Raw genomic sequence first — 20,262 nt, forward strand, 5'->3', positions numbered from 1 at the left:
TTAACATGCAATTTCAGATCCTTAAAACCCTTATTTTAAATGCATTAATGTTAATAGTTGCTCCGTACTGTTATGCCCAGCATGACTTTGCTACCGACTATTTTAAAATCCATATCAACAATAAGGGATGGATTACCAGTATGAAGAATGTAACCGGAAAAGGTTCCCAGCGGGAATTTAGTCCAGTTGACAAACCGTCGCCATTGCTTTCTCTTTACGATAGTAAAAAAGCGAAGTATTACCAGCCAACGAAGGCAACATATAATAAGTCAAAAAACACTTTCGCGCTGCAATATCCCAATGGTTCGGTCGCTACTGTCGCATTGATTGCTAACAAAAAGTATTTCAAACTGACTTTGCAATCGCTTGGTCCCCGAAATGGTATTGACAACATTCAATGGGGTGCCTATCATACCAATATTACCAATCTGTTTGGAGAAATAATCGGGGTAGCTCGCGATACCAGCGATGCTGTTAATTATGCGATCGGCATGCTGGCCCTGAACGATAACACACTGGGCGGTACATCCGAAACCATAGCAGACGCGGCGCCTTTTCAGTATATCATTCATAGTCCTGACAAAAAGCGCTTCCCGCTGCCTTCACACCTGCACGAAGGTCAGATTTTTCCAATTGGAGGCGATGGTATCAACGACGTTGCCTTTTATGCGCACAAAGAACCTTATTACCGGATTTTATATGGCAACGCTGCTCAGATCGACATTCAGGGTAGAATTTCCATTGCGTACAGTTCGAGGGACCGGGCACCAAAGCGGGAGGTTTACTTTTCGCTGATTCCAAATATGGCGGTTAACAAACCGAACCATCAGGAAGTGCAGCCATTGCCTGGGATAGATTACAACGGATCTTCGGTTGCATTTTGGGGAAGTCCGGACAGTACCGCGCTGCTGGACGTGGTTCAAAACATTGTGCTATCGGAAGGCCTGCCTTATCCTACGATCAATGGAAAATGGGTGAAAGATCCGGCCGCATTTGTGCCGGACGCTCTTACTGTCGGCGGGGTGTATGATAGCATTGTACCTTATACCCACCGTTTAGGTTTCAGAGCAATCAGCTTATATGATCAGGGTTTTGTTAGGCCCGACCGAGCGAATGCAGGATATCTGGACGGAAAAAACTTTGAAAAGAAACCATTAAAAATGGTGGCTGGTGATAAGTCGCACAAAGAATTTGCCGAAATGGCCGCCAAATCCGGATTGATCATAGGCCGCACGCCGATCACGACCGCATTGGCACCGGGTACCAAAGACGCCAGCCCGGTTCCGAGTGATAGCTTATATTACCAGCAAAAACGGTTGCTCGTCAAAAGTATCGCACCCGGTGATACGATCATTGTCGTCAATGATCCCAAATATTTGGACGAAATCGCCAGCTGGGAAGGTCATGCCAAGAACCTGAATATGATCAAGATAGGCAAGGAACTCATTTATTATATGGGAGTTTCAGATAAAGCGCCATTCCGGCTGCTTAATGTGAAACGGGGTTACTGGAAAACGACGGAAGCCAGTCATGCAGCCGGTGATACGATTTACAAATTGCAGGTGACGATCAATTATGGCTACGACGGGCTCATTCCCAACATGCAATTGCAGGACAAAATAGCCGAGTACTACGCCGAAGTATGCAAGATCAATGGACTGGCATACTATGATTTTGACGGCCAGGAGTTTCTGTTTAACAATGGCCACGGATATTATTCCGTCAAGCGGTTTTTTCGTAAAATGTTTGAGAGGGCAAAAGAGCTTAGCGTACCCTATATCCGGTTTACCGGATCCACCTTGTCAGAAGGCTCCTGGCATTATCAGAGTATCTGGAATGTGGGTGGCGGTAAAAATCTTTATGACCTTGAAACCAGGGAATGGGGCAGTGCCACCAGCCAAGGGAAAGACCTGAGAGATGTTACGTACGCCAACTTTTTTCCTGCCGGAATGGGCGCAAACTTCCCGATCAACGCAAAATCCACCGTCGCTGAATATGAGCACATCCAAGCAATTTCAGTAGGAATTGGCTCTACTTACAGTTTAAAACTTGATCAGAAAGAAGTCGAAAGTTGCCCACATAAAGATGCTATTTTCAAAGCCATCAGAACCTGGGAAAACGCCCGTGCTGCAAATGCTTTTCCACGCTGGCTCAAAAAGCAGCTTGCCAATCCCGCCCATCAATTTCACCTGGAAGAGCTCACTGATGATAGCTGGCAGCTATATAAAACGGACATAGATGGTGCTAACACAAAACCTTACTGTATTCTCAGAAGGGATATAAATTATGTGAAAAGGGATTGAGAAGTGCCGCATCGTCGCCTGATAAACACTACTTCGCAATTTTATCAGGAATTTGATGCACGGCGGATCTATGCACTTGTGGCACATTTGCATACAGATGTAAGCCGGCGCAACGACTGGGAAGCCGGCTATTTATGAGAATGGAAATTTCAAGCTCCGGAGGAGCTACCTGCTTGTAGAAAATCAATTATCATAAACATTTAGGCCCTGGCGGGGCCTCCTGTGAATTGGCGATCAATCAGGAGGCCCCGCCGGGGCCCTTGCTATAATAATGGAATGTACTTTTCTATAAACAGGGAGCCGCTCTGCGGCTAGACTTTTGTATCCGATTTGTCCCATCTTTCGGATTGTTTTCTGAATTAGGTGTTTATATTTAACTTACTCAAAATCCTTCATTTTAATATCTATGAAATTTCCGAAATAGCCGGCTGCTTAACTAACCTCATACTATTCCCCTGAGCGGAACATTTGCATCTCGATTTAGGCTACTTAAGGTGAATGATGTTACGTGGTTTTATCCCGGTTAACAATTTTGAGAATAAAAATGAGAAAGGCAGCTGTTGAGAAACCTAGTAGGACATATTTAAACGAGCCATTGATGAACAGGGCTGCCGCAAAGGCGACCAGAGCTAACGATACAATTACACGATCATTTTTCATACGCTGTTTTTGAGTAGAAGTCCGAGATCATTAAATATACTTAAAGTGCCTGGGTTTTAATATCTTCTGTGCAGTTGGTAATGAACTGATCATAGTCTGCCTCCGTCAAAGCTTACCCTGGGTAAGCTTGTCATATTTTACTTGTCAATTTCGATTCCGATCTTGCCGTAGAAATCCTTATCGCCGGTTTTGTTTTCCAGCAAATCATGCGCTTTGCTGATCTCCGACAACGAAAAGACTTTATTAAGAACAGGTTTTAACTTGCCAGTTTCCACGAGTTTCGTTATCTCGTCCAATTTATTTCTGTTTTGTCGGGTAAATACAAAATGGTAAGTCGCATTTTTCCCCCAGGCGTGAATCAGATTTTGCGGTTTTTCGATGTCTACGATAGTTACTACCTGACCCAGTTGGCTAAGGATCTGTCCACTATCGGAAAGTGTATTGCCTCCGATGGTGTCAATCACAACATCAACTCCCTTACCGCCCGTAAGTTGCTGGATCACTTCAATGTAGTTTTCATTTGCATAGTCGATCACATAGTCTGCCCCTAATTCGAGCAGAACCTGGTGATGGACTTTCCTGGCAGAGGTGAAAACGATCGCTCCCATTGCTTTGGCAATCTGAATGGTCAGCATTCCCACGCCACCGGCTCCGCCATGGATCAGGATAGTCTGATTGACTTTCAACTGCGCCCGAGTAACCAGCATTTCCCAGGCTGTTCCGGCTGCCAATGGAAGCGTTGCAGCTTCCAGATGGCTGATGTTTTTAGGTTTTAAAGCAATGATAGACTCATGGACGCTGTGATACTGGGCATAACTCCCCTGCCCTTTGAAGATCTCAGGCGTGTAATAAACCTCGTCACCGGCCTTGAAATTTTCCACACCGTGGCCAACTTCCACTATTTCACCCGATACATCGTGACCTGTGATGACCGGTAAGGTCAGCTCATCTTTATAATCACCGCGACGGACCTGGTAGTCCAACGGGTTCACAGATGTTGCAAAGACTTTGACCAAAACTTCCCCGAAGCCTGGCTTCGGCGTAGGCACATCGACAATTTCGAAATTATCAACAGGGCCAAACTGATTTAAGATTGCTGCTTTCATTTTGTTTTTAGCTAATTAGGCAAATACCTAAGTTGTAAATCAAAAAAATTATAAATTGTCTTTAATATGCCGTGCTAACTCCTGGATCGACTGTTCATTTCTTTTGTAATAAGTCCACTGATCCTTTCTTGTGGCAATCAAGATGTTGGCGGCCAACATTGTTTTCAGGTAAACCGAAACGGTAGGCACAGACATTCCAGCTTTTTTTGCAATATCAGAAACACACACGCCCAAGTCCGGCGAATAATCAGCTAGCTCCTCGGCAGGAAAGTGCGCAAAAGGCTCTTTTAACCATTCAAGAATGCTTAACCGGGTCTGATTTGACAATGACTTAATGACTTCTAATAATATCATGATGCAAATTTAGGGAATTACCTAAATATCTACAAGCTTTATTTTGTACCGCAAGCACCATTACCTGGCCGTTTAAACAAGCTGATCGAAGAAGGAGCATATTTGTAAGCCGGCCTGTCCAAAAGCAGATTTCTTGATACAGATATTCAATTCATAGACCGAATAATGAACTTCCTCAGAATATCGGGTCTGTTTTGCTATGAATCCCAATGTAAAACTTTACTTTTTGGGCTTGAATCGCTTAAACGCTTACTATGATTCGCGCAGAAAGTCTTCCTGTAAAACGTGGGCTAATCTTTTTCTTTTCGTCGCTGCTCTATGCATTGTGCCAAATGCTTTTGAGCAACATTGTGATGGAAGATGATTTATGGAAGAATTTTCATATCCAATTATCAGCTCATTACATCGTGGTTTTCGCGATGTGTGTGGCCGACTATCAATTATTGCTATTTCTGAATAAACATCTGCCCTACCCAAAAAATATCATTTACCGGATCATTGCCGAGCTTACAGGACTGATCGCCATCTGCTTTATACTACTGTCGGTATTTAATTTTCTGATCTACAATGTATTGCTCGTTTCTCATGAAGGAATGCCTTCATTCCTGACAAAATTTGCATTGGCAATGCTTACCAACACCCCTATTCTGCTTGTTTTCGAACTGATCCATTATTTTCAGTCTGAACAAAAAGCGATTGCTGATTCAGAAAAGGCACAACGTGAAGCGCTGTTATTTGAGCATGAAACATTAAAGTCTCAAATCAATCCGCATTTCCTTTTCAATTCGTTAAATGTTCTTTCGTCTTTAACTTATATCAATCCCGAAAACGCCAATAAATTCACAAAGGCGCTTTCAAAAACATACCGCTATGTGCTTTCACTTAACCGTCAACCTCAGGTAACCGTTGCCGAGGAACTGGACGCACTTGATTCATATCTTTTTCTGATGCGCATGCGGTTTGAGGATTCTTTCAATTTTACTATTGAAAAAACGGCTTCCCGACAGGAAAGTAAAATCATTCCGCTCACTTTGCAGCTGCTTTTGGAGAATGCATTCAAGCATAATATTGCGACCGAAGAATCGCCATTACATATCCGTCTGACCATTGGCAGTGAATACATTACCCTCGAAAATAGCATACAGCCCACAAGCGATACAGACAAAGGCGGCATCGGACTGAAATATATTTCGAAGCAATATGAATTATATGCCAAAAAAGTAATTGTGCAGCATACAGGCAGTCTTTTTATTGTCCAAATCCCTTACATAGCGCCATGAATTATTTGATAGTTGAAGATGAGCGGTTTGCGTATGAAGAATTAAAACGCATGATGACGCAACTGCGCCCTCATTACCAATTTGAAAAGCGGACAAAAACGGTCATTGATACCATTGAATTCCTGAAATTCAATACGGTCGACCTAATCCTGATGGACATCCGGCTTGCTGATGGAAACTGCTTTGAAATATTCAATCACGTCGAAGTTACCACGCCCGTAATTTTTACCACCGCCTATGACGAGCATGCGATTAAAGCCTTTAAGTTTAACAGCATAGATTATTTGTTAAAGCCTTTTGACGAGAAAGAATTAGAATCGGCACTCGCTAAATTTGAAAATATCTTCCACAGCAATTCCTATAAACCGGTTTCGAAGGATTTTGAGCAAATTCTTTTTACCAAACTCAAAAACCGATTCCTGATATCGAAAGGCGAAAATTACCATTATATAGAAACGCAGGATATCGCCCACTTTTACAGCGAAGACGGCGTGGTTTTCCTGCACACTTTCGAGAATAAAAGGCATATTATCAATTACACGTTGGACCAGTTGGAGCAGCAACTCGATAACGGTTTATTTTTCCGGGTATCGCGCAATTGCATTGGCAATGTGAAAGCTATTGAGAATGTTGCAAAGTATTTTAATTCGCGTTTACAGCTCACTTTTTCACCGCCTTGTCCCCACGAAGTGCTCGTCAGTCGCGTCCGCATTCCGGACTTTTTGAAATGGATGGACGGAGTGCTTGAATAATTCCATTCCTCTGATGCTGCATTTCAACCTGCCGATTTTAAACTCCATGGTTTATCGATTTCTGAGCTGGTCGATTCACCGTTCTTTTGAGAAATCAAAAGGAATGTAAACGTCAAATACAAGGTCAAAACCATGAAACGAGCATTATTAGTGGCGACATTATTCGTAGCACTATTATCCAACAAAGCAGAAGCGCAGCAAGTATCTTTCAAGACAGAATTCATCGGGAATTCGGGCTATTGGTTTCTCCCCAACGGAGACAAACCAAAGGAAAGAATCGGTGATGGCACAGGTTCCTCGATCATTTATCAGGGAGCGTTTAATATGCCGCTCTCCTCAAAAATGAACGAAAATAACCGCCCGACCGTCTGGGGCGTTGGCCTGAGCGGGGCATATGCGTCGCTCAACAACAAAAATTTCGAGGATGAAATGGTCTCGAAAATCATGAACATTCAGGCAGGTATTTTCCACTTGCGGCCACTGAATGACAGATGGTCCATGCGGGCCAGTGTGGGTGTGGGCGTGTTTACACCGTCTGCAAACCTTTCCAAAATCAGGTTCAAAAATGTGCTTGGCAGTGCAGGCGTCATCTTTATCCGCCACTTGAAACCAAACCTGGCCATTGGTGGTGGGTTAGCCGTCAACAGTTCCCTGGGCTATCCAATGCTATTTCCTGCCGTTTACCTGAACTGGAAACGCGAGGGTAACTTCGACCTCAAAGCCGAGCTGATTGACGGGCTGGATATTTCGGCGACTTATGGATTCAATAAACAGGTTAAGCTGGCGCTCGCTTTTGAAATGAACGGACAAATGGCATTGCTCGAAAAAGACGGCAGAGATAAAATATTCTCTCACCAATATATTGTCACAGGCCTTCGTCCGGAAGTCAAATTAGGCAAAACGGGCCTCTCCATGTCTGCTATGGTCGGGTTGAATTTGTACCGCCCAGCCGCTTACAGCGACCGGACTTTAAAAGGCATGTTTGCTGGTAATAATGATTACTATTTCGCTGTTTCCCCTTATGCTTCGGTTGGTTTAAAAATGGGATTTTAGCTTATAAAAACTTAATCAAACCTGCGTCACGCAGCTAACCAAATAATGCAAAAACGATGGAAACATTGAAGGAAAAATTTGACCCGACTTTACATCAGAATAAAAGATTTTCTGATGTAAATCATGATTGGTTTGATCTTGGTAATCAACAGTTTTTCGGCTGCACTTTTGCAAACTGCCAGTTCAGGCAATGTGATCTCAGCTACAATGATTTTATCGATTGTCACTTCATTGACTGTAATATTGAAATTGTTGATTTGAGTTACACCGGTTTTCGAAATGTATTGTTTGAAAACAGTCAAATAATTGGCGTTGATTTCTCTGAATGCAATAAGTCCTTATTTACAGTTCAATTCTCAAATTGCATTTTGGATGATTCCAATTTCCGTGGGATGAATATGAAGTCAACAAGATTTGTCAACTGTTCACTAAAAAATGTCGATTTCAGAAACGCAGATCTAAGCGCTTCTTTTTTCGAAAACTGTGACCTGAATGGTGCAAAATTTGAGGACTCGGGGCTGTTAACCCGATTCAATGTTGAAATTCGTCAAACCAAATCTTACAATTATAGTGAGTCAATTCTGGATTTGTTTATGGCATCTTCTTCGTCTCGCGGATTTTGAGTTTTCCACGCTTACCGGCTGATTGGGCTTCATTAAGCGGCGCTATTATTTCCGACTTATCAAGCTTGGAATACATATCAATAAATGCCTTCAAGGCAGCTGATTGTGTTTTATCCTGCCTGAAAATGAGCACGGTGATCATCGTTCCTAGCTGTTTATCCAGCGCATTGCTGATAATTTTCCTGCCTGCATAATATTGAGAAACGACTTCTTCGGGCAGTATGGTCATCCCCAAACCGGCTTCGACGAAGTTGATAATTCCTTCAATGGAATTGAGTACGGTGCTTTTGTAATGGACGATGCCTTTGGAGCTTAGCCAGGATTCGAGTCTTGCCCTGAATATGCAGCCCTGGCCGAAAACGACGATCTTAACAGGCTGCTTTGCAAGCAATTCCTCCATGTTAGGACCCTTGGAAGCTGTTACAATGACCAGCTGTTCTTCCCGGATCCGGATTTGGTCCAGCCCGCTTAAATTGATGGGTCCGGACACAAATGCAGCGTCGAGATTGAAGTTCAATACATCATTGATCAGCGCATTTCTCATGTCAGACTTGAACGTTAAATCCACATCCGGAAAATGCTCTTCAAAATGGTTGATCATCTCAGGAACCTTCAAAGCCATCGTCGTTTCGATGCATCCAATTCTGAGGCTGCCGCTCACCCGCGTGCTGCTTTGCACATCACTTTTTGCCTCGGCGATCAGGTTACTGATCTGCTTACAATACTGCATCAATGTTTTACCGGCGGCCGTAAGCTCCACTTTGCGGGATGTGCGGGAAAACAGTTCTGCACCGAATTCCTCTTCCAAGCTTTTGATTCTGGCCGTGACGTTGGATTGCACCGTAAACATGGCTGCGGCTGCTTTGGTGAAGCTTCCCGTTTCCGCCACAGCTTCAAATATTTTAAGATCGTTCGTATTCATATTCAATCATAATTAGCGATCACTTTCATCACTATTAATCATTTGTACAGATCAAATATCGGCTGTAATTTTGATATATCAAAAACAAAAGATTCGTCATGAAAAACACATCGATTCACTTCAACAAAGTGGTGGTAAACGGGTTAAACATTTTTTACCGGGAAGCAGGCGCGCCTGATGCACCGACCATTCTCTTGCTGCATGGTTACCCGACTTCTTCCCATATGTTCAGAAACCTGATTCCCATTCTCAGCAAACAATATCACGTAATCGCCCCGGATCTGCCTGGATTTGGCTATTCTGATGCGCCTGGTAATCAAGACTTTGAATATACTTTTGACAATCTTGCTGAGACAATGCAAGCATTCATTGATCAACTAGATCTGAAACGCTTCGCCATCTACATCTTTGATTACGGCGCGCCGGTTGGTTTACGTCTTGCCATGACAAATCCGGAAAAGATTACGGGCATCATTTCCCAAAACGGGAATGCTTACGAGGAAGGATTGAGCAATGAATGGAGCCCGATAAAGCGCTATTGGAAAGATGCTTCCCAGGAAAATCGTGAGTCGCTCAGGGATTTTGTTTCAAAAGAGGCGACATGGTTTCAATATCACGAAGGGGCTTCCGACCCATCTTTGATCGCGCCTGAAACCTACACATTGGATCAGCATTTCCTGGACAGACCGGGGAACATTGAAATCCAACTGGATCTGGTAAAAGATTACAGGACTAATGTTGAACTATACCCAAGATTTCACGAATACTTCCGGGAATACCAGCCAAAATTGTTGTTAGTTTGGGGAAACAGAGACCCGTATTTTTTGCCAGCCGGAGCGGAGGCATACAAGAAGGATTTACCCGATGGTACTTTAAAGTTTTATAACACGGGGCACTTCGCGCTTGAAACGCACGCGGCGGAAATCGGGGTCGATGTACTTGAATTTTTGGAAACGCTACCGAGCTAAAAGTGCAGTAACTCAGTTTACATAAACTTTATTCAATGATGAATTCAGATAACAAGGCCATATTATTAGCAGCAAATGATGCTGTAACAGAAGGAGATAACGAAGGGTTTCTGTCTTTTTGCACGGAAGATTTGAAGTATGAATTTGTCGGTGATCAAACACTGCAAGGTAAGGATGCCGTCCGGGAATATATGAAATCGGCATACGTGGAACCGCCCGAGTTTGATGTCGAACATTTGATCGCCGAAGGTGATTTTCTTACCGCTATTGGAAAGATCAGCATGAAGGACGAAAGTGGAAAAAAAATCGACTACTCCTATTGCGATGTCTGGCGTTTTCGGGACGGCAAGATGGCTGAGCTAAAAGCATTCGTCATCGAAATTTGACAAATGTTTGCGCTATTCGCATCTACAAAACACCTGTTCAAATAATATATTTTTTCACCTTCGAGTGCTGACTTACTTTTGTATCACAATTCAGGAAAAAGGAAAGTAAAACATAATTCGGGATGATCAAGTAAGTTCACAAAGACAGTAAAATGCTAAAAGCGACTTTGAACTTTTTTAGAGCAAATTACAAGCGATTAGCGCTATTAGCCTTATTCTCTTTGGTGATTTACGGTTCGTTTCTTTTGCTGTCGTATGTGACAAATCCTACGCAGACAGCGCGCGTTTTTGCTGGCCGGACAGGCTTTTTTTTCAACACCCTGATCTATGTTATTGAGTCTGTTATTACGCATTACATCCTGATTTTTGGATTGATACTGCCGGTGATGCGTAAGCAACGTAGTTTTGGCAGCGCTGTAATAATCGGACTTCTGTTCTTTCTAGTCAAGTTTGCGTATGATCACACATTTTTCTTGATGGAAAGAGCAGCCCAGGCACGAGATATGGCTGCTTATCCCCCGGCTGTTTTGCCAGAAGATAAGATGAAGTGGGTGTTGATCATGTCTTATGTATTTATCCTGATTGCAAGTTTTTCAGCAGCATTATTGATCGAATGGGTGCACAAAGGCAGAGAGCGAATTATGCTTGAAAAGGATAAAACGGAAGCGGAATTAAAAGCATTAAAGCACCAGATCAACCCGCATTTCCTGTTTAATTCGCTGAGCTTTATTTATGGAAAGGTGATCAAACTCGATAAAGAAACTGCGGATTCTATCCTGATGCTGGCCAACATTATGCGCTATGCTTTGGGAAAAAATACCCGCATCGACGGCACTGTCAATATCATGGATGAATTGGAGCATTTGAAAAATGTAATTGAAATTAACCAGCGTCGTCACAATCATCAGTTGAATATCCGTTACGAGGAACAGATTGATGATCAGTCCACTAGCATTGTCCCGCTTGTTCTGATTACACTGGTTGAGAATGCTTTCAAGCACGGTGACTTGCATGATCCTGCTCATCCGTTACGGATCAGAATTAATACATGCGTGGATGAATTAACATTTGATATCAGTAATAAAAAGGGAAAAGGATTGAAAGAACTTTCAAATGGGATCGGACTTCATAACATTGGGCAGCAGCTGAATTTAACTTACGGCAACCGTTCAACGTTCTTTGTAGATGAAGATGAAACCCATTTTAATGTATCATTGAAGATAACATTTCCGGTATGATTGATTGCATTATCATTGACGATGAGCAGCATGCCATCGATTTATTGAAAGAACATATAAGCCAGGTTCATTTTTTGAGATTGGTAGGTTCACAGACAAATCCGATAAAAGGTTTGGCCATGATCGGTGATCTCAAACCCGGGCTAGTGTTTTTGGATGTTCAAATGCCTAACCTGACCGGAATAGAAATATTGAAGCTGATCAGCAATGATTGCCATGTGATTATGACGACGGCTTATAAAGAATATGCACTCGATGGATTTGAGCATGCAGTAGTAGATTATTTGTTAAAACCGATCCCTTTTTTAAGGTTTTTAAAAGCCGTTAACCGTTTATGGACCATTCAAAATAATGTTCGTCCGGTTAATGATCAGGATCATTATGTTTTTGTAAAAACAGAACAAAAAGGAAAACTTTTAAAAATTGATTCCCGCAGAATAACTTACATTGAAGGGCAGGGAAATTATGCGACAATCCATATGAATGATCAACGCAAGATTACCGCCTATTTAAAATTGAAAGAGCTCGCAGATCATCTTTCGTCGATGGGTTTTGTGCGCATACACAAGTCGTTTATCATTTCACTGAGCCACTTAACCGCCGTCGAAGGCAATATGGTCCGGATCGTAGACGAAGCCCAGCCCATTACCATCGGTGAAGCTTATCGCAAAGAGTTTTTTGAAATGATCAATGCGAAATTGCTTTCCATGCCTCCGAATAACGCACCTGACTGATCACCAGTAGCATATCCTTCATTTTCCGTTTATTTTTTCTCACCATCGTTCTAAACGATTAATAATCCTATGAAACGTATTCAAATGTTTACGGCAACTATTGCCGCTTGTTTTATTCTTTTTTTCAGCTGTAAAGACATAGTTGATCACCCGGTCAATCCGGATCTAGCAGAAGTGGTGCCAACTCCTTGTACCGATCCTCCCCTGCGTAAATGGCTTAATGATGAATATTTAAGTTGGGGCGAAGTGCCAACGCTCATCACAGCCAGTCCGGAGCTAAGCATGTCAGATCTGGCTAATTTGCACACATTGTACTTTGAAAACAGCTCTGAGAACCAGTATTATGGGGTTAATGGTGAATATACCGACCAGATTAATCAGAGCTTCAAGGATGTGAAAAGCTTTTGGGATATCGAGGCGGAAAACATCATGACAGTTGCAGCGCATGGTTCTATGTTGCAGGATCGGAGTAAGGTGGTTAAAATGTATACAAAAATATATGGGTACAGTAATGAAAAGGCTAATAAATATGCCGACTCGTTAGCCACGTTATTCAAAATCTACCCGAAGTTCCTTAACGGAGAACATCCAGCATTTACTTTTAATCAAATTGCCGTACCGGACACAACCTTTCCAAATATTGGTCAAATTCCGGCTAAAATCGTCATTGGCGACGGCCTCTTGCAGGGTTTGGATGAGATTGGTTACGCAAAAATTGCTCCACAGGCTATTCTGGCCCATGAGTTTGGGCACCACATTCAATATGATTTGGGCATTTTACAACCAGGTATGAAATTAACTCCAAAAATCTCCCGACGCGCCGAATTAATGGCCGATGCCTACGCAGCCTACTTTTTAGCGCATAACAAAGGAGCCGCTATGCAGTTAAATGATTTGCAAAAAGTCGCAGAAGTACTTTTAAACACTGGTGATTGCAATTTTAATGTCGACAGCCACCACGGGACACCTTCGCAAAGAAAGGCAGCCACTGAGTGGGGATCCAATCTGGCCAGAAACGCAGACAAAAAAGACCAAATTATTGGCAGCCGCGAATTTGCAAGTTTGTTTGACGCAGACTTGAACGAGCTTGTCAAAAAGTAGCCTTCACGCACCGCTGCTTAAAAATCTTACCCATTACAATTAACTTCAAACCAATATCCACATGAAAAACATGATGATTGCCCTGTGTATGCTCACAATCAGCTACGCAGCAAATGCCCAGTACGACCCCGCTTTCCGATTTGGGATTAAAGCAGGCGCGAATTTATCCAATATCAATGGCAGCAACGATTTAAGCCTTTCTCCCGGCGGTAATGCCTTTGATTTCAGGGACAATGATAACCGTTCACTCGGTTTCGCCGGTGGTGTTTTCTTCCGTTTTGGTAAAACACTTTATATCCAGCCAGAGATTCTGTTGTCTCAAAAGGGCGGCAAGTTCAATGTATATGAGGACGGTGTGCTCAACGATGGAAAAGTGGACGTGCGTTTTTCAAACCTCGACGTTCCCGTCCTGTTTGGAGTGCGCATTGCCAAGTTTGTTCGCATCAATGTGGGTCCGATGGCATCGCTCAGATTAAATAAGAATGGTAAAATCAGTGATTCATTTGATGATGTAACGGGTGAGGACTCAGGAGCTGAATTTAAAAATCGCTTGGCATTTGGTTACCAGGCGGGCGTTGGCCTTGATCTGGGAAGATTGAGTCTGGATGTGCGTTACGAAGGGAACTTCACGGACATTATGAAACTGCAATTCAATAATGCCACCACTGCTTCGCAGTTTGGTAAAAAGAGCAACCTTTTCCAGGCAACGCTGGGGCTTGCTATTTTCTAAATCTTAGGAGTTAAAAGTTGAGCGTATATAGCAAGCCGTAATCAGTCGGTTTGCTATATACGCTTTTTACTTTTTGGATTGATTTATACTAATGTCTGCTAAACGTGGGAGACATTTTCGCGGTCCGCGTGGGCGTAAACCTGCGCAATAAACTGCTTCAAAGTGGTTGGCTTTCTCCCTAAAAAGCGCTCCAAAGTAGGATCATCCGCATCCATTGTATGCTGTGATAATGCCGTAGCCCAGGTGATAAACATTCCGATATATGGATCCGGCACGCCAAAGCTTTTCAGCATTGATTCAAATTCTTCTATCATTGGGGATTGATAGGACACTTCTTTTCCGAGGGCTCTGGATAGTTCATCCGAGATATCATGGAAAGAGACCGAATCGGTGTTTGTCAATTGGTAAAGCTTGTTTTGGTGGCCATCCGTAGTCAGTATGTGCGCTGCCGCTTCTGCTAATTCTTCCCGAAGCACGTAGCTGGCTTTGCCATTTTGAGCCGGGAAAACGATATTGCCTTTTTCTGCCACCTTTTCGCCTGCGAAGACGGGAATCATTTCCAGATACATGCCATTTTGCAGAATCGTGTAATTGATTCCGCTATTCATTAATGACGCCTCTGACTCGACATGCGAATTTTGAAATGCGGCAATGGCAGAATTTTCAAAGCCTGGTTTTCTTACAAAAGAAGTATACACAATGTGCTTAACGCCTGCCTCCTTTGCAGCTTTGATCACATTCAAATGATGCGCTGTCCTGTTTTCAAAAGCCTGCCGGTCATTGCTCGACACCAGTAACAGCTTGTCTACGCCGTTAAAAGCCTGGACCAGTGAATCGTAATCTGCATAATCACCCACTCTTATTTCAATGCCCTTTTCTTGAAGCGCCTGTGCCTTTGCTGCGTCTCTCACCAACGCAGAAATCTCGGATGGTTCAATTCCTTTTTTTAACAAATGGTCAATGGCATTGCTGCCGAACTGCCCTGTTGCACCCGTAACTAGTATCATGTTGTTTTTTGTTTTTTGATAAACAAAATTACTGTTACCACTATATTAAGTATAGTTTGTTATCATAAAATATCAGTATACTTTTGTATACTGAACATAATAAACAGTTGATATGGGTGACTTTAAAGATTTCATTGGAAGCGACAAAGGGCCGCAATGTCCGCGGACTTACATTCTGGCTTTGACAGATACATTGAATGTCGTCAGCGGCAAGTGGAAACTGCCCATTATCGCAGCGCTTCTGCGTGGTGTAAGCCGCTTTAAAGACCTGTTAGACAGCACTGAAAAGATAACGCCGCGTATGTTATCAAAAGAATTGAAGGAGCTGGAAATGAACAGCATTGTCGAGCGTAAGGTGTACAGTCAGACACCCGTGCTGATCGAATACAGGTTAACAAAGTCCGGCAAAGACATCGCCAACGTGATTGATTCGATGATCGATTGGGGAATGGTTCACAGAACGCAGGTGATCACCAATCCCGAAGCAGGAGAAGTAAGCTAACCTGATTCCCTATCACAACATTTGTCAGACTTCAGATTTCTCTTTTTTGCATGTACAAAACGCCTGTTCAGATAATAGATTTCCTCAAAGGTTGGTGCGCGCGTTACTTTGAAGAAAAAACGTCATGCAAAAAACAGTATTTAACCCCTGGACCTGGCAGGCTGATCTTAGTTACGTGCAGGCCGTAGAAGTGACCGAGCCAAAAGGAACATTGTACTGCGCCGGACAGGCCGCTGTACATCCTGATGGCAAATCGAGCGATGCGGACATGCGCACGCAGCTTGCACTGGCGATACAAAACCTGGAAACGGTTATCAGTGAAGCTGGTTATGAATGCCGTAATATCGTCAAGCTCACGATTTACTCGACCTCCACAGAAGAATTTATCAACAATTGTTTTGACCTCTTTCAGGAATTCGTGGCAAAGCACGAAATGAAACAGGCTGTTACGCTGCTGCAAGTCGTTGCGCTGAACGACACGTTGAATATTGAGCTGGATGCTACCGTTGTAAGATAGCGGCCAGCCCACATGCTTCATAAAACATTTTCCAGTCGGCTGTCCGAGAGATGGCTTTGGTCTGCCTTTATATGTATCGCATCGCTCTGGATGCCAACGTCCGTGACCGCGCAGATTCGCGACATCCCTGTTGAAGTGTTTGCAGGAAACCGCGCCTTTGCTCACCAGATGTATCTAACCAAGTATACGGATTCGACAAGCCGGTTTGGTTATTTCGGATATCTAAGATATGAAACGCCCTACTCGGACCGGCTGAAAAGCAGTTTTCTCGGCCAATCGATATTCTTTTATGATGTTGCCAAAGGCGTTAGTCTGGGTGGCGGCGGCTACATTACAGGTGCCGGGTTTATGCCTCAGCTTGCCGTAGCTTATGGTCGCAATATCGGAGATCTTTCCTTGATGATTTTTGGCTCGTTTGAGCCTGTCAAGCCGCCTAACAGTGAAATTTTTGCGCTCGTCTCTTACAGCCCGCCATTGAATAAGAGTGGCAGCTGGAAGCTGTTCGCCCAACTCATCGGTTCTTACAATTTTAACTACAAAAACAATCTTGAATACAACTTTGCTAACCAATATCTGCGACTAGGGTTAAGTTATAAAGATTGGCAATTCGGCTTGGCCACCGATCTGGTCCAGGAAAATCCCGTTGGACTGCTGCCCACCAACACAGGTTTGTTTTTAAGACGATTGCTTTAATGCGGATCCCAGCACATTCACTCACCGTTAATTCTGAATCTAACATATGTACGTAAAACGTTACCTATCTCCCCTCATCATCTATTATTACTCCTGGCGAATGGTCCTGTTTTCCCTCTTTACGGGTTCCATGGCTATTTTTCTTTATTCGTATTTAGGTTGGAGCTGGGTCGGGATTCCCTGGTTACCCGTTTCTTTGGTGGGTACGGCCACTGCTTTTTTTGTTGGTTTCAAAAACAATCAATCCTATGACCGGAGCTGGGAAGCGCGCAAGGTCTGGGGCAGCATTACCAACCATAGCAGGTCATTTGCGGCGGCATTGAGAGCTTTTGCAATGGACGAAGATCCACTGGAAATGAATGCAAACATTGATGTTAAGATCATGATTTACAGACATATCGCGTGGCTTTATGCACTAAAAAGAGCCATGGCGCAGCGGACAAGTTGGGAGCATAAAGACATTGCAAGCAAGCGCCAGCGTAATATTTTGCATGGACTGCAAACTCCGTGCGAGGTTGAAATTGAAAAATATCTATCTGGCGATGAGCACGCTGAAATTGAAAACAAAACGAATCTTGCGACACAAATCCTCGACAAGCAATCGCAGCATTTGGCCAGGTTAAGACATGCGGGCAATGTGGATGCGTATCAGCACGTGGCTTTGCAGACCATCATTTCCAACTTGTATGACGAGCAGGGAAAGAGCGAGCGCATTAAAAATACGCCGTTCCCACGCCAGTATGCGACCACCTCGAATCTTTTCATTTTTGTTTTCATGACACTCCTCCCCTTCGGGTTGCTCCTACAATTTGTCGAGCTCGGCGAGCGATATATGTTCCTGCTGATCCCGTTTAATATGATCGTATCCTGGGTTTTCATGTTTATGGAATACGTAGGCGATATCAGTGAAAACCCTTTTGAAGGTCTGCTAAACAACATTCCCATTGCCACCATTGTCCGCAACATTGAAATTGACCTGATCGATATGCTCGGCGAAGACCAGATTCCCGAAAAGTTACAACCCTATTTCGGTGCGCTGTTTTGAAAGTTTCTCTTGGCAAAAACAATAGACATTCAATATTAATACACTAAATCAGCTCTAATATCGTCGAGAATTCATCTGGATTGAGGACATTTGATTAAAACTTATTTTTTAGATTCTAACATTGCCACTATCGAAATGGATATCTCACAAATTTTCAAAAACAATCAGAATTGGGTTCAAAGTAAGCTTAATCAGGAAGCCAATTACTTCAGTGACCTTTCTAAGGGACAGACTCCCGACATTCTCTATATAGGTTGCTCTGACAGCCGTGTCTCTGCCGAAGAACTGATGGGCATAGCACCTGGTGAAGCTTTTATTCACAGAAACATCGCTAATATGGTGCCAAATTCCGATTTGAATGTCATGTCAGTGATCAACTATGCAGTGGAACATCTTAAAGTAAATCATGTAGTTGTCTGTGGACATTACTATTGCGGCGGTGTGCAGGCAGCGATGAAATCCGGCGATCTTGGGATATTAAATCCTTGGTTAAGAAATATTCGAGACGTGTACCGGACTCATAAAAATGAATTGTCTGCCATAGAAAATGAAGAACACCGATACAAAAGATTGGTTGAATTGAACGTCGAGGAGCAATGTATCAATGTAATCAAAACGGCAGAAGTGCAAAAGGCGCAACGTGACCGGGGTTTGACGGTTCACGGTTGGGTCTTTGATGTACACTCCGGGAACCTGATTGACCTGAACATCGATTTCAAAAAGTTATTGGAAAATATCATGGAAATCTATCGCCTCGATTTGGCCGACCCCGAGGTTCAGACTGCAAAACCGTAATATTCGAAATTTAAGAATAAGCCCGCTGGTTTCAGAAGATGCAACTACCCGTTATCTGTCTTTCATTGAACAATTCCCCGGTCTTGTCAACCGCATTCCGCTTTCTCATATTGCTTCTTACCTGGGAATTACGCAACAATCACTGAGCAGAATAAGAAGAAACATTCGTTAAAACCACTTTTTACCATTTGGTAAAAGGTGGTTTTTTTTTGATACCGACATTTGCATCATTACTTCAATCAATAAAGAAATGAGCAAAAAAGTCGTATTAATAACAGGAACAAATAGTGGATTTGGATGGCTTACAGCCAAGCCGGCTCCGACGCTTCTATCGGTGACGAATATGCGGCCATATCGGAATATCCGAATAAAATGTTTGCGGCCATCGGTCAGATTTTTGAAATAGTAAAACCAAATCCGCAAGACGTTGCTGATGCCGTTGTGAAGCTGATTAATTCACCAAAAGGAATGCGACCATTAAGAACAGTTGTTGACCCATCCACAGGAGAATTTATCAAAAAGGCCAACGACGCTGTCAGTGCGGAATATGCCAAAGCATTAACAGCATTTGGAATGGAAGGACTTTTGAAATAGACAAATGTCTATGGTTTTTGTCTGCAAATGTCATCTTTTTAGTCAAGCGAGTTTGTGAACTTTGCTTGATTAAAAGATCATTACTATGAAAAAGAAAAGCAGTTTTTCAACCGATGGACAAAGGGCTGACATTGACGGAATGGAAATAAACAGAATGCTGCCTAACAGGTATGCCGACGCGGTAGGCCCATTCGTATTTCTTGACCATATCGTTCCACATACTCAGCCCAAAATCAGCCATGAAGGCACCGGCGCACATCCGCACCGGGGAATCGCTACTTTAACGTATATACTAAGCGGTGAGGACGAACATTTTGACAGTGCAGGAAACTACGCCCTTGTACATTCTGGCGGCGTGCAATGGATGAATGCAGGCAACGGGATCATCCATGACGAAACGCTTAATTACGATTCACAGTCGGATTCCAAACTGGTTCATGCATTACAATTCTGGATTAACCTTCCTTCGGAAATTAAAGTCGGCAAACCGGGATACTTGGCAGTTGAAGGAAACAAAGTTCCGTATAAAAACCTGCCGCACGGAAAAGGATGGATCAAAGTGATCGCCGGATCGTTCGAGGACCTGAATTCCGAGATCCCTAGTTTTTCAGAACAGTTCCTGTACCACATCCATTTAAATGCGGGCGCCGCGTTTGAGATTGAGTTTGCCGATAAACTGGAAGTTGCCGCTTACCTGCCAGAACTGCCAGCCATAATCAATGATGAAATGGTCAATGCTGGCAACTTTATGGAATTTGACAGAGAAGAAGGCTGGATATTCCTCTCCAAAGTACTCCACGATTCCTCTGAAATGACGCCAATTATTCCTGCGCAAAGTACGCCACCGATCTGATGAAAGTTGCGGTTTTTGAGAGGCCTTCTGTATTGGATTCCAGGTT

The 20,262-nt window shown here is 43.2% G+C and carries 22 protein-coding genes; 18 read left to right on the forward strand and 4 right to left on the reverse strand.

Translation table 11 applies throughout. From position 1 onward, the window contains the following. The first annotated feature begins 5 nt into the window (after positions 1–5). Complete coding sequence (locus KOD92_RS20980) at positions 6–2,303, forward strand: hypothetical protein (protein ID WP_215235552.1); 2,298 nt, start codon at positions 6–8, stop codon at positions 2,301–2,303. Between the two features lie 797 nt (positions 2,304–3,100). On the opposite strand, the gene KOD92_RS20985 is transcribed toward KOD92_RS20980, so the two are convergent. Both KOD92_RS20985 and KOD92_RS20990 read right to left on the reverse strand, forming a co-directional pair. Continuing rightward, positions 3,101–4,069, reverse strand: coding sequence for a zinc-dependent alcohol dehydrogenase family protein (locus tag KOD92_RS20985; protein WP_215235553.1), 969 nt, complete (start codon positions 4,067–4,069; stop codon positions 3,101–3,103). Positions 4,070–4,117: 48 nt separating this feature from the next. Next, the gene (locus tag KOD92_RS20990; RefSeq protein WP_215235554.1) at positions 4,118–4,423 is read right to left on the reverse strand and encodes an ArsR/SmtB family transcription factor; all 306 of its coding nucleotides are present in this window, start codon (positions 4,421–4,423) and stop codon (positions 4,118–4,120) included. A gap of 254 nt (positions 4,424–4,677) precedes the next feature. On the opposite strand from KOD92_RS20990, the gene KOD92_RS20995 reads away from it, so the two are divergent. The 4 genes from KOD92_RS20995 (at position 4,678) to KOD92_RS27755 (ending at position 8,131) form a co-directional block, all read left to right on the forward strand. Beyond that, complete coding sequence (locus KOD92_RS20995) at positions 4,678–5,703, forward strand: sensor histidine kinase (protein WP_215235555.1); 1,026 nt, start codon at positions 4,678–4,680, stop codon at positions 5,701–5,703. Further along, a complete protein-coding gene (locus KOD92_RS21000) occupies positions 5,700–6,455 on the forward strand; it encodes a LytR/AlgR family response regulator transcription factor (protein ID WP_215235556.1) in 756 nt (251 codons plus the stop codon). The genes KOD92_RS20995 and KOD92_RS21000 overlap by 4 nt, the downstream gene beginning before the upstream one ends. 132 nt (positions 6,456–6,587) lie before the next feature. Continuing rightward, complete coding sequence (locus KOD92_RS21005; RefSeq protein WP_215235557.1) at positions 6,588–7,508, forward strand: DUF6268 family outer membrane beta-barrel protein; 921 nt, start codon at positions 6,588–6,590, stop codon at positions 7,506–7,508. Positions 7,509–7,564: 56 nt separating this feature from the next. Next, a complete protein-coding gene (locus KOD92_RS27755; protein ID WP_406566171.1) occupies positions 7,565–8,131 on the forward strand; it encodes a pentapeptide repeat-containing protein in 567 nt (188 codons plus the stop codon). Here KOD92_RS27755 and KOD92_RS21015 read toward each other — a convergent pair. After that, positions 8,100–9,053: a LysR family transcriptional regulator gene (locus KOD92_RS21015; protein WP_215235559.1), complete on the reverse strand. Its 954-nt coding sequence runs from the start codon at positions 9,051–9,053 to the stop codon at positions 8,100–8,102. The two genes, KOD92_RS27755 and KOD92_RS21015, sit on opposite strands and share 32 nt — an antisense overlap. Before the next feature lie 98 nt (positions 9,054–9,151). Between KOD92_RS21015 and KOD92_RS21020 the strand changes: the two genes are divergently transcribed. From KOD92_RS21020 to KOD92_RS21045, 6 genes are all read left to right on the forward strand, one after another. After that, a complete protein-coding gene (locus KOD92_RS21020; RefSeq protein WP_215235560.1) occupies positions 9,152–10,021 on the forward strand; it encodes an alpha/beta fold hydrolase in 870 nt (289 codons plus the stop codon). 35 nt (positions 10,022–10,056) lie between these two features. Next, entirely contained in the window at positions 10,057–10,407 is a 351-nt protein-coding gene (locus tag KOD92_RS21025) for a nuclear transport factor 2 family protein (RefSeq protein ID WP_229254780.1), read from the forward strand. Between the two features lie 152 nt (positions 10,408–10,559). Beyond that, complete coding sequence (locus KOD92_RS21030) at positions 10,560–11,645, forward strand: sensor histidine kinase (RefSeq protein ID WP_215235561.1); 1,086 nt, start codon at positions 10,560–10,562, stop codon at positions 11,643–11,645. Continuing rightward, positions 11,642–12,379 carry a LytR/AlgR family response regulator transcription factor gene (locus KOD92_RS21035; protein WP_215235562.1) on the forward strand — a complete coding sequence of 246 codons (738 nt, stop codon included), beginning with the start codon at positions 11,642–11,644 and terminating at the stop codon, positions 12,377–12,379. The genes KOD92_RS21030 and KOD92_RS21035 overlap by 4 nt, the downstream gene beginning before the upstream one ends. Before the next feature lie 69 nt (positions 12,380–12,448). Continuing rightward, positions 12,449–13,480: a M48 family metalloprotease gene (locus KOD92_RS21040; RefSeq protein ID WP_215235563.1), complete on the forward strand. Its 1,032-nt coding sequence runs from the start codon at positions 12,449–12,451 to the stop codon at positions 13,478–13,480. A 61-nt stretch (positions 13,481–13,541) separates the two neighbouring features. Then, positions 13,542–14,210, forward strand: coding sequence for a porin family protein (locus KOD92_RS21045; RefSeq protein WP_215235564.1), 669 nt, complete (start codon positions 13,542–13,544; stop codon positions 14,208–14,210). Positions 14,211–14,308: 98 nt separating this feature from the next. Here KOD92_RS21045 and KOD92_RS21050 read toward each other — a convergent pair whose 3' ends face one another. Next, a complete protein-coding gene (locus tag KOD92_RS21050) occupies positions 14,309–15,217 on the reverse strand; it encodes an SDR family oxidoreductase (protein ID WP_215235565.1) in 909 nt (302 codons plus the stop codon). Between the two features lie 112 nt (positions 15,218–15,329). Here KOD92_RS21050 and KOD92_RS21055 point away from each other — a divergent pair, with 112 nt between their 5' ends. The 7 genes from KOD92_RS21055 to KOD92_RS21085 all read left to right on the forward strand — a co-directional run bounded on the left by KOD92_RS21055 (position 15,330) and on the right by KOD92_RS21085 (position 20,216). Then, complete coding sequence (locus KOD92_RS21055; protein ID WP_215235566.1) at positions 15,330–15,719, forward strand: winged helix-turn-helix transcriptional regulator; 390 nt, start codon at positions 15,330–15,332, stop codon at positions 15,717–15,719. Positions 15,720–15,843: 124 nt separating this feature from the next. Continuing rightward, a complete protein-coding gene (locus KOD92_RS21060; protein WP_215235567.1) occupies positions 15,844–16,236 on the forward strand; it encodes a RidA family protein in 393 nt (130 codons plus the stop codon). Between the two features lie 90 nt (positions 16,237–16,326). Further along, the gene (locus tag KOD92_RS21065; RefSeq protein WP_215235568.1) at positions 16,327–16,929 is read left to right on the forward strand and encodes a hypothetical protein; all 603 of its coding nucleotides are present in this window, start codon (positions 16,327–16,329) and stop codon (positions 16,927–16,929) included. 100 nt (positions 16,930–17,029) lie between these two features. After that, positions 17,030–17,974, forward strand: coding sequence for a bestrophin family protein (locus tag KOD92_RS21070; RefSeq protein ID WP_215235569.1), 945 nt, complete (start codon positions 17,030–17,032; stop codon positions 17,972–17,974). Between the two features lie 135 nt (positions 17,975–18,109). Further along, on the forward strand, positions 18,110–18,769 hold the full coding sequence (locus KOD92_RS21075) for a carbonic anhydrase (RefSeq protein WP_215235570.1): 660 nt from the start codon (positions 18,110–18,112) through the stop codon (positions 18,767–18,769). A 297-nt stretch (positions 18,770–19,066) separates the two neighbouring features. Beyond that, positions 19,067–19,363, forward strand: coding sequence for a zinc metalloprotease (locus KOD92_RS21080; protein ID WP_215235571.1), 297 nt, complete (start codon positions 19,067–19,069; stop codon positions 19,361–19,363). Between the two features lie 85 nt (positions 19,364–19,448). After that, a complete protein-coding gene (locus KOD92_RS21085) occupies positions 19,449–20,216 on the forward strand; it encodes a pirin family protein (protein ID WP_215235572.1) in 768 nt (255 codons plus the stop codon). The last annotated feature ends 46 nt before the right edge of the window (positions 20,217–20,262 follow it).

Source organism: Dyadobacter linearis, from assembly GCF_907165045.1.
GTDB lineage: Bacteria > Bacteroidota > Bacteroidia > Cytophagales > Spirosomataceae > Dyadobacter > Dyadobacter linearis.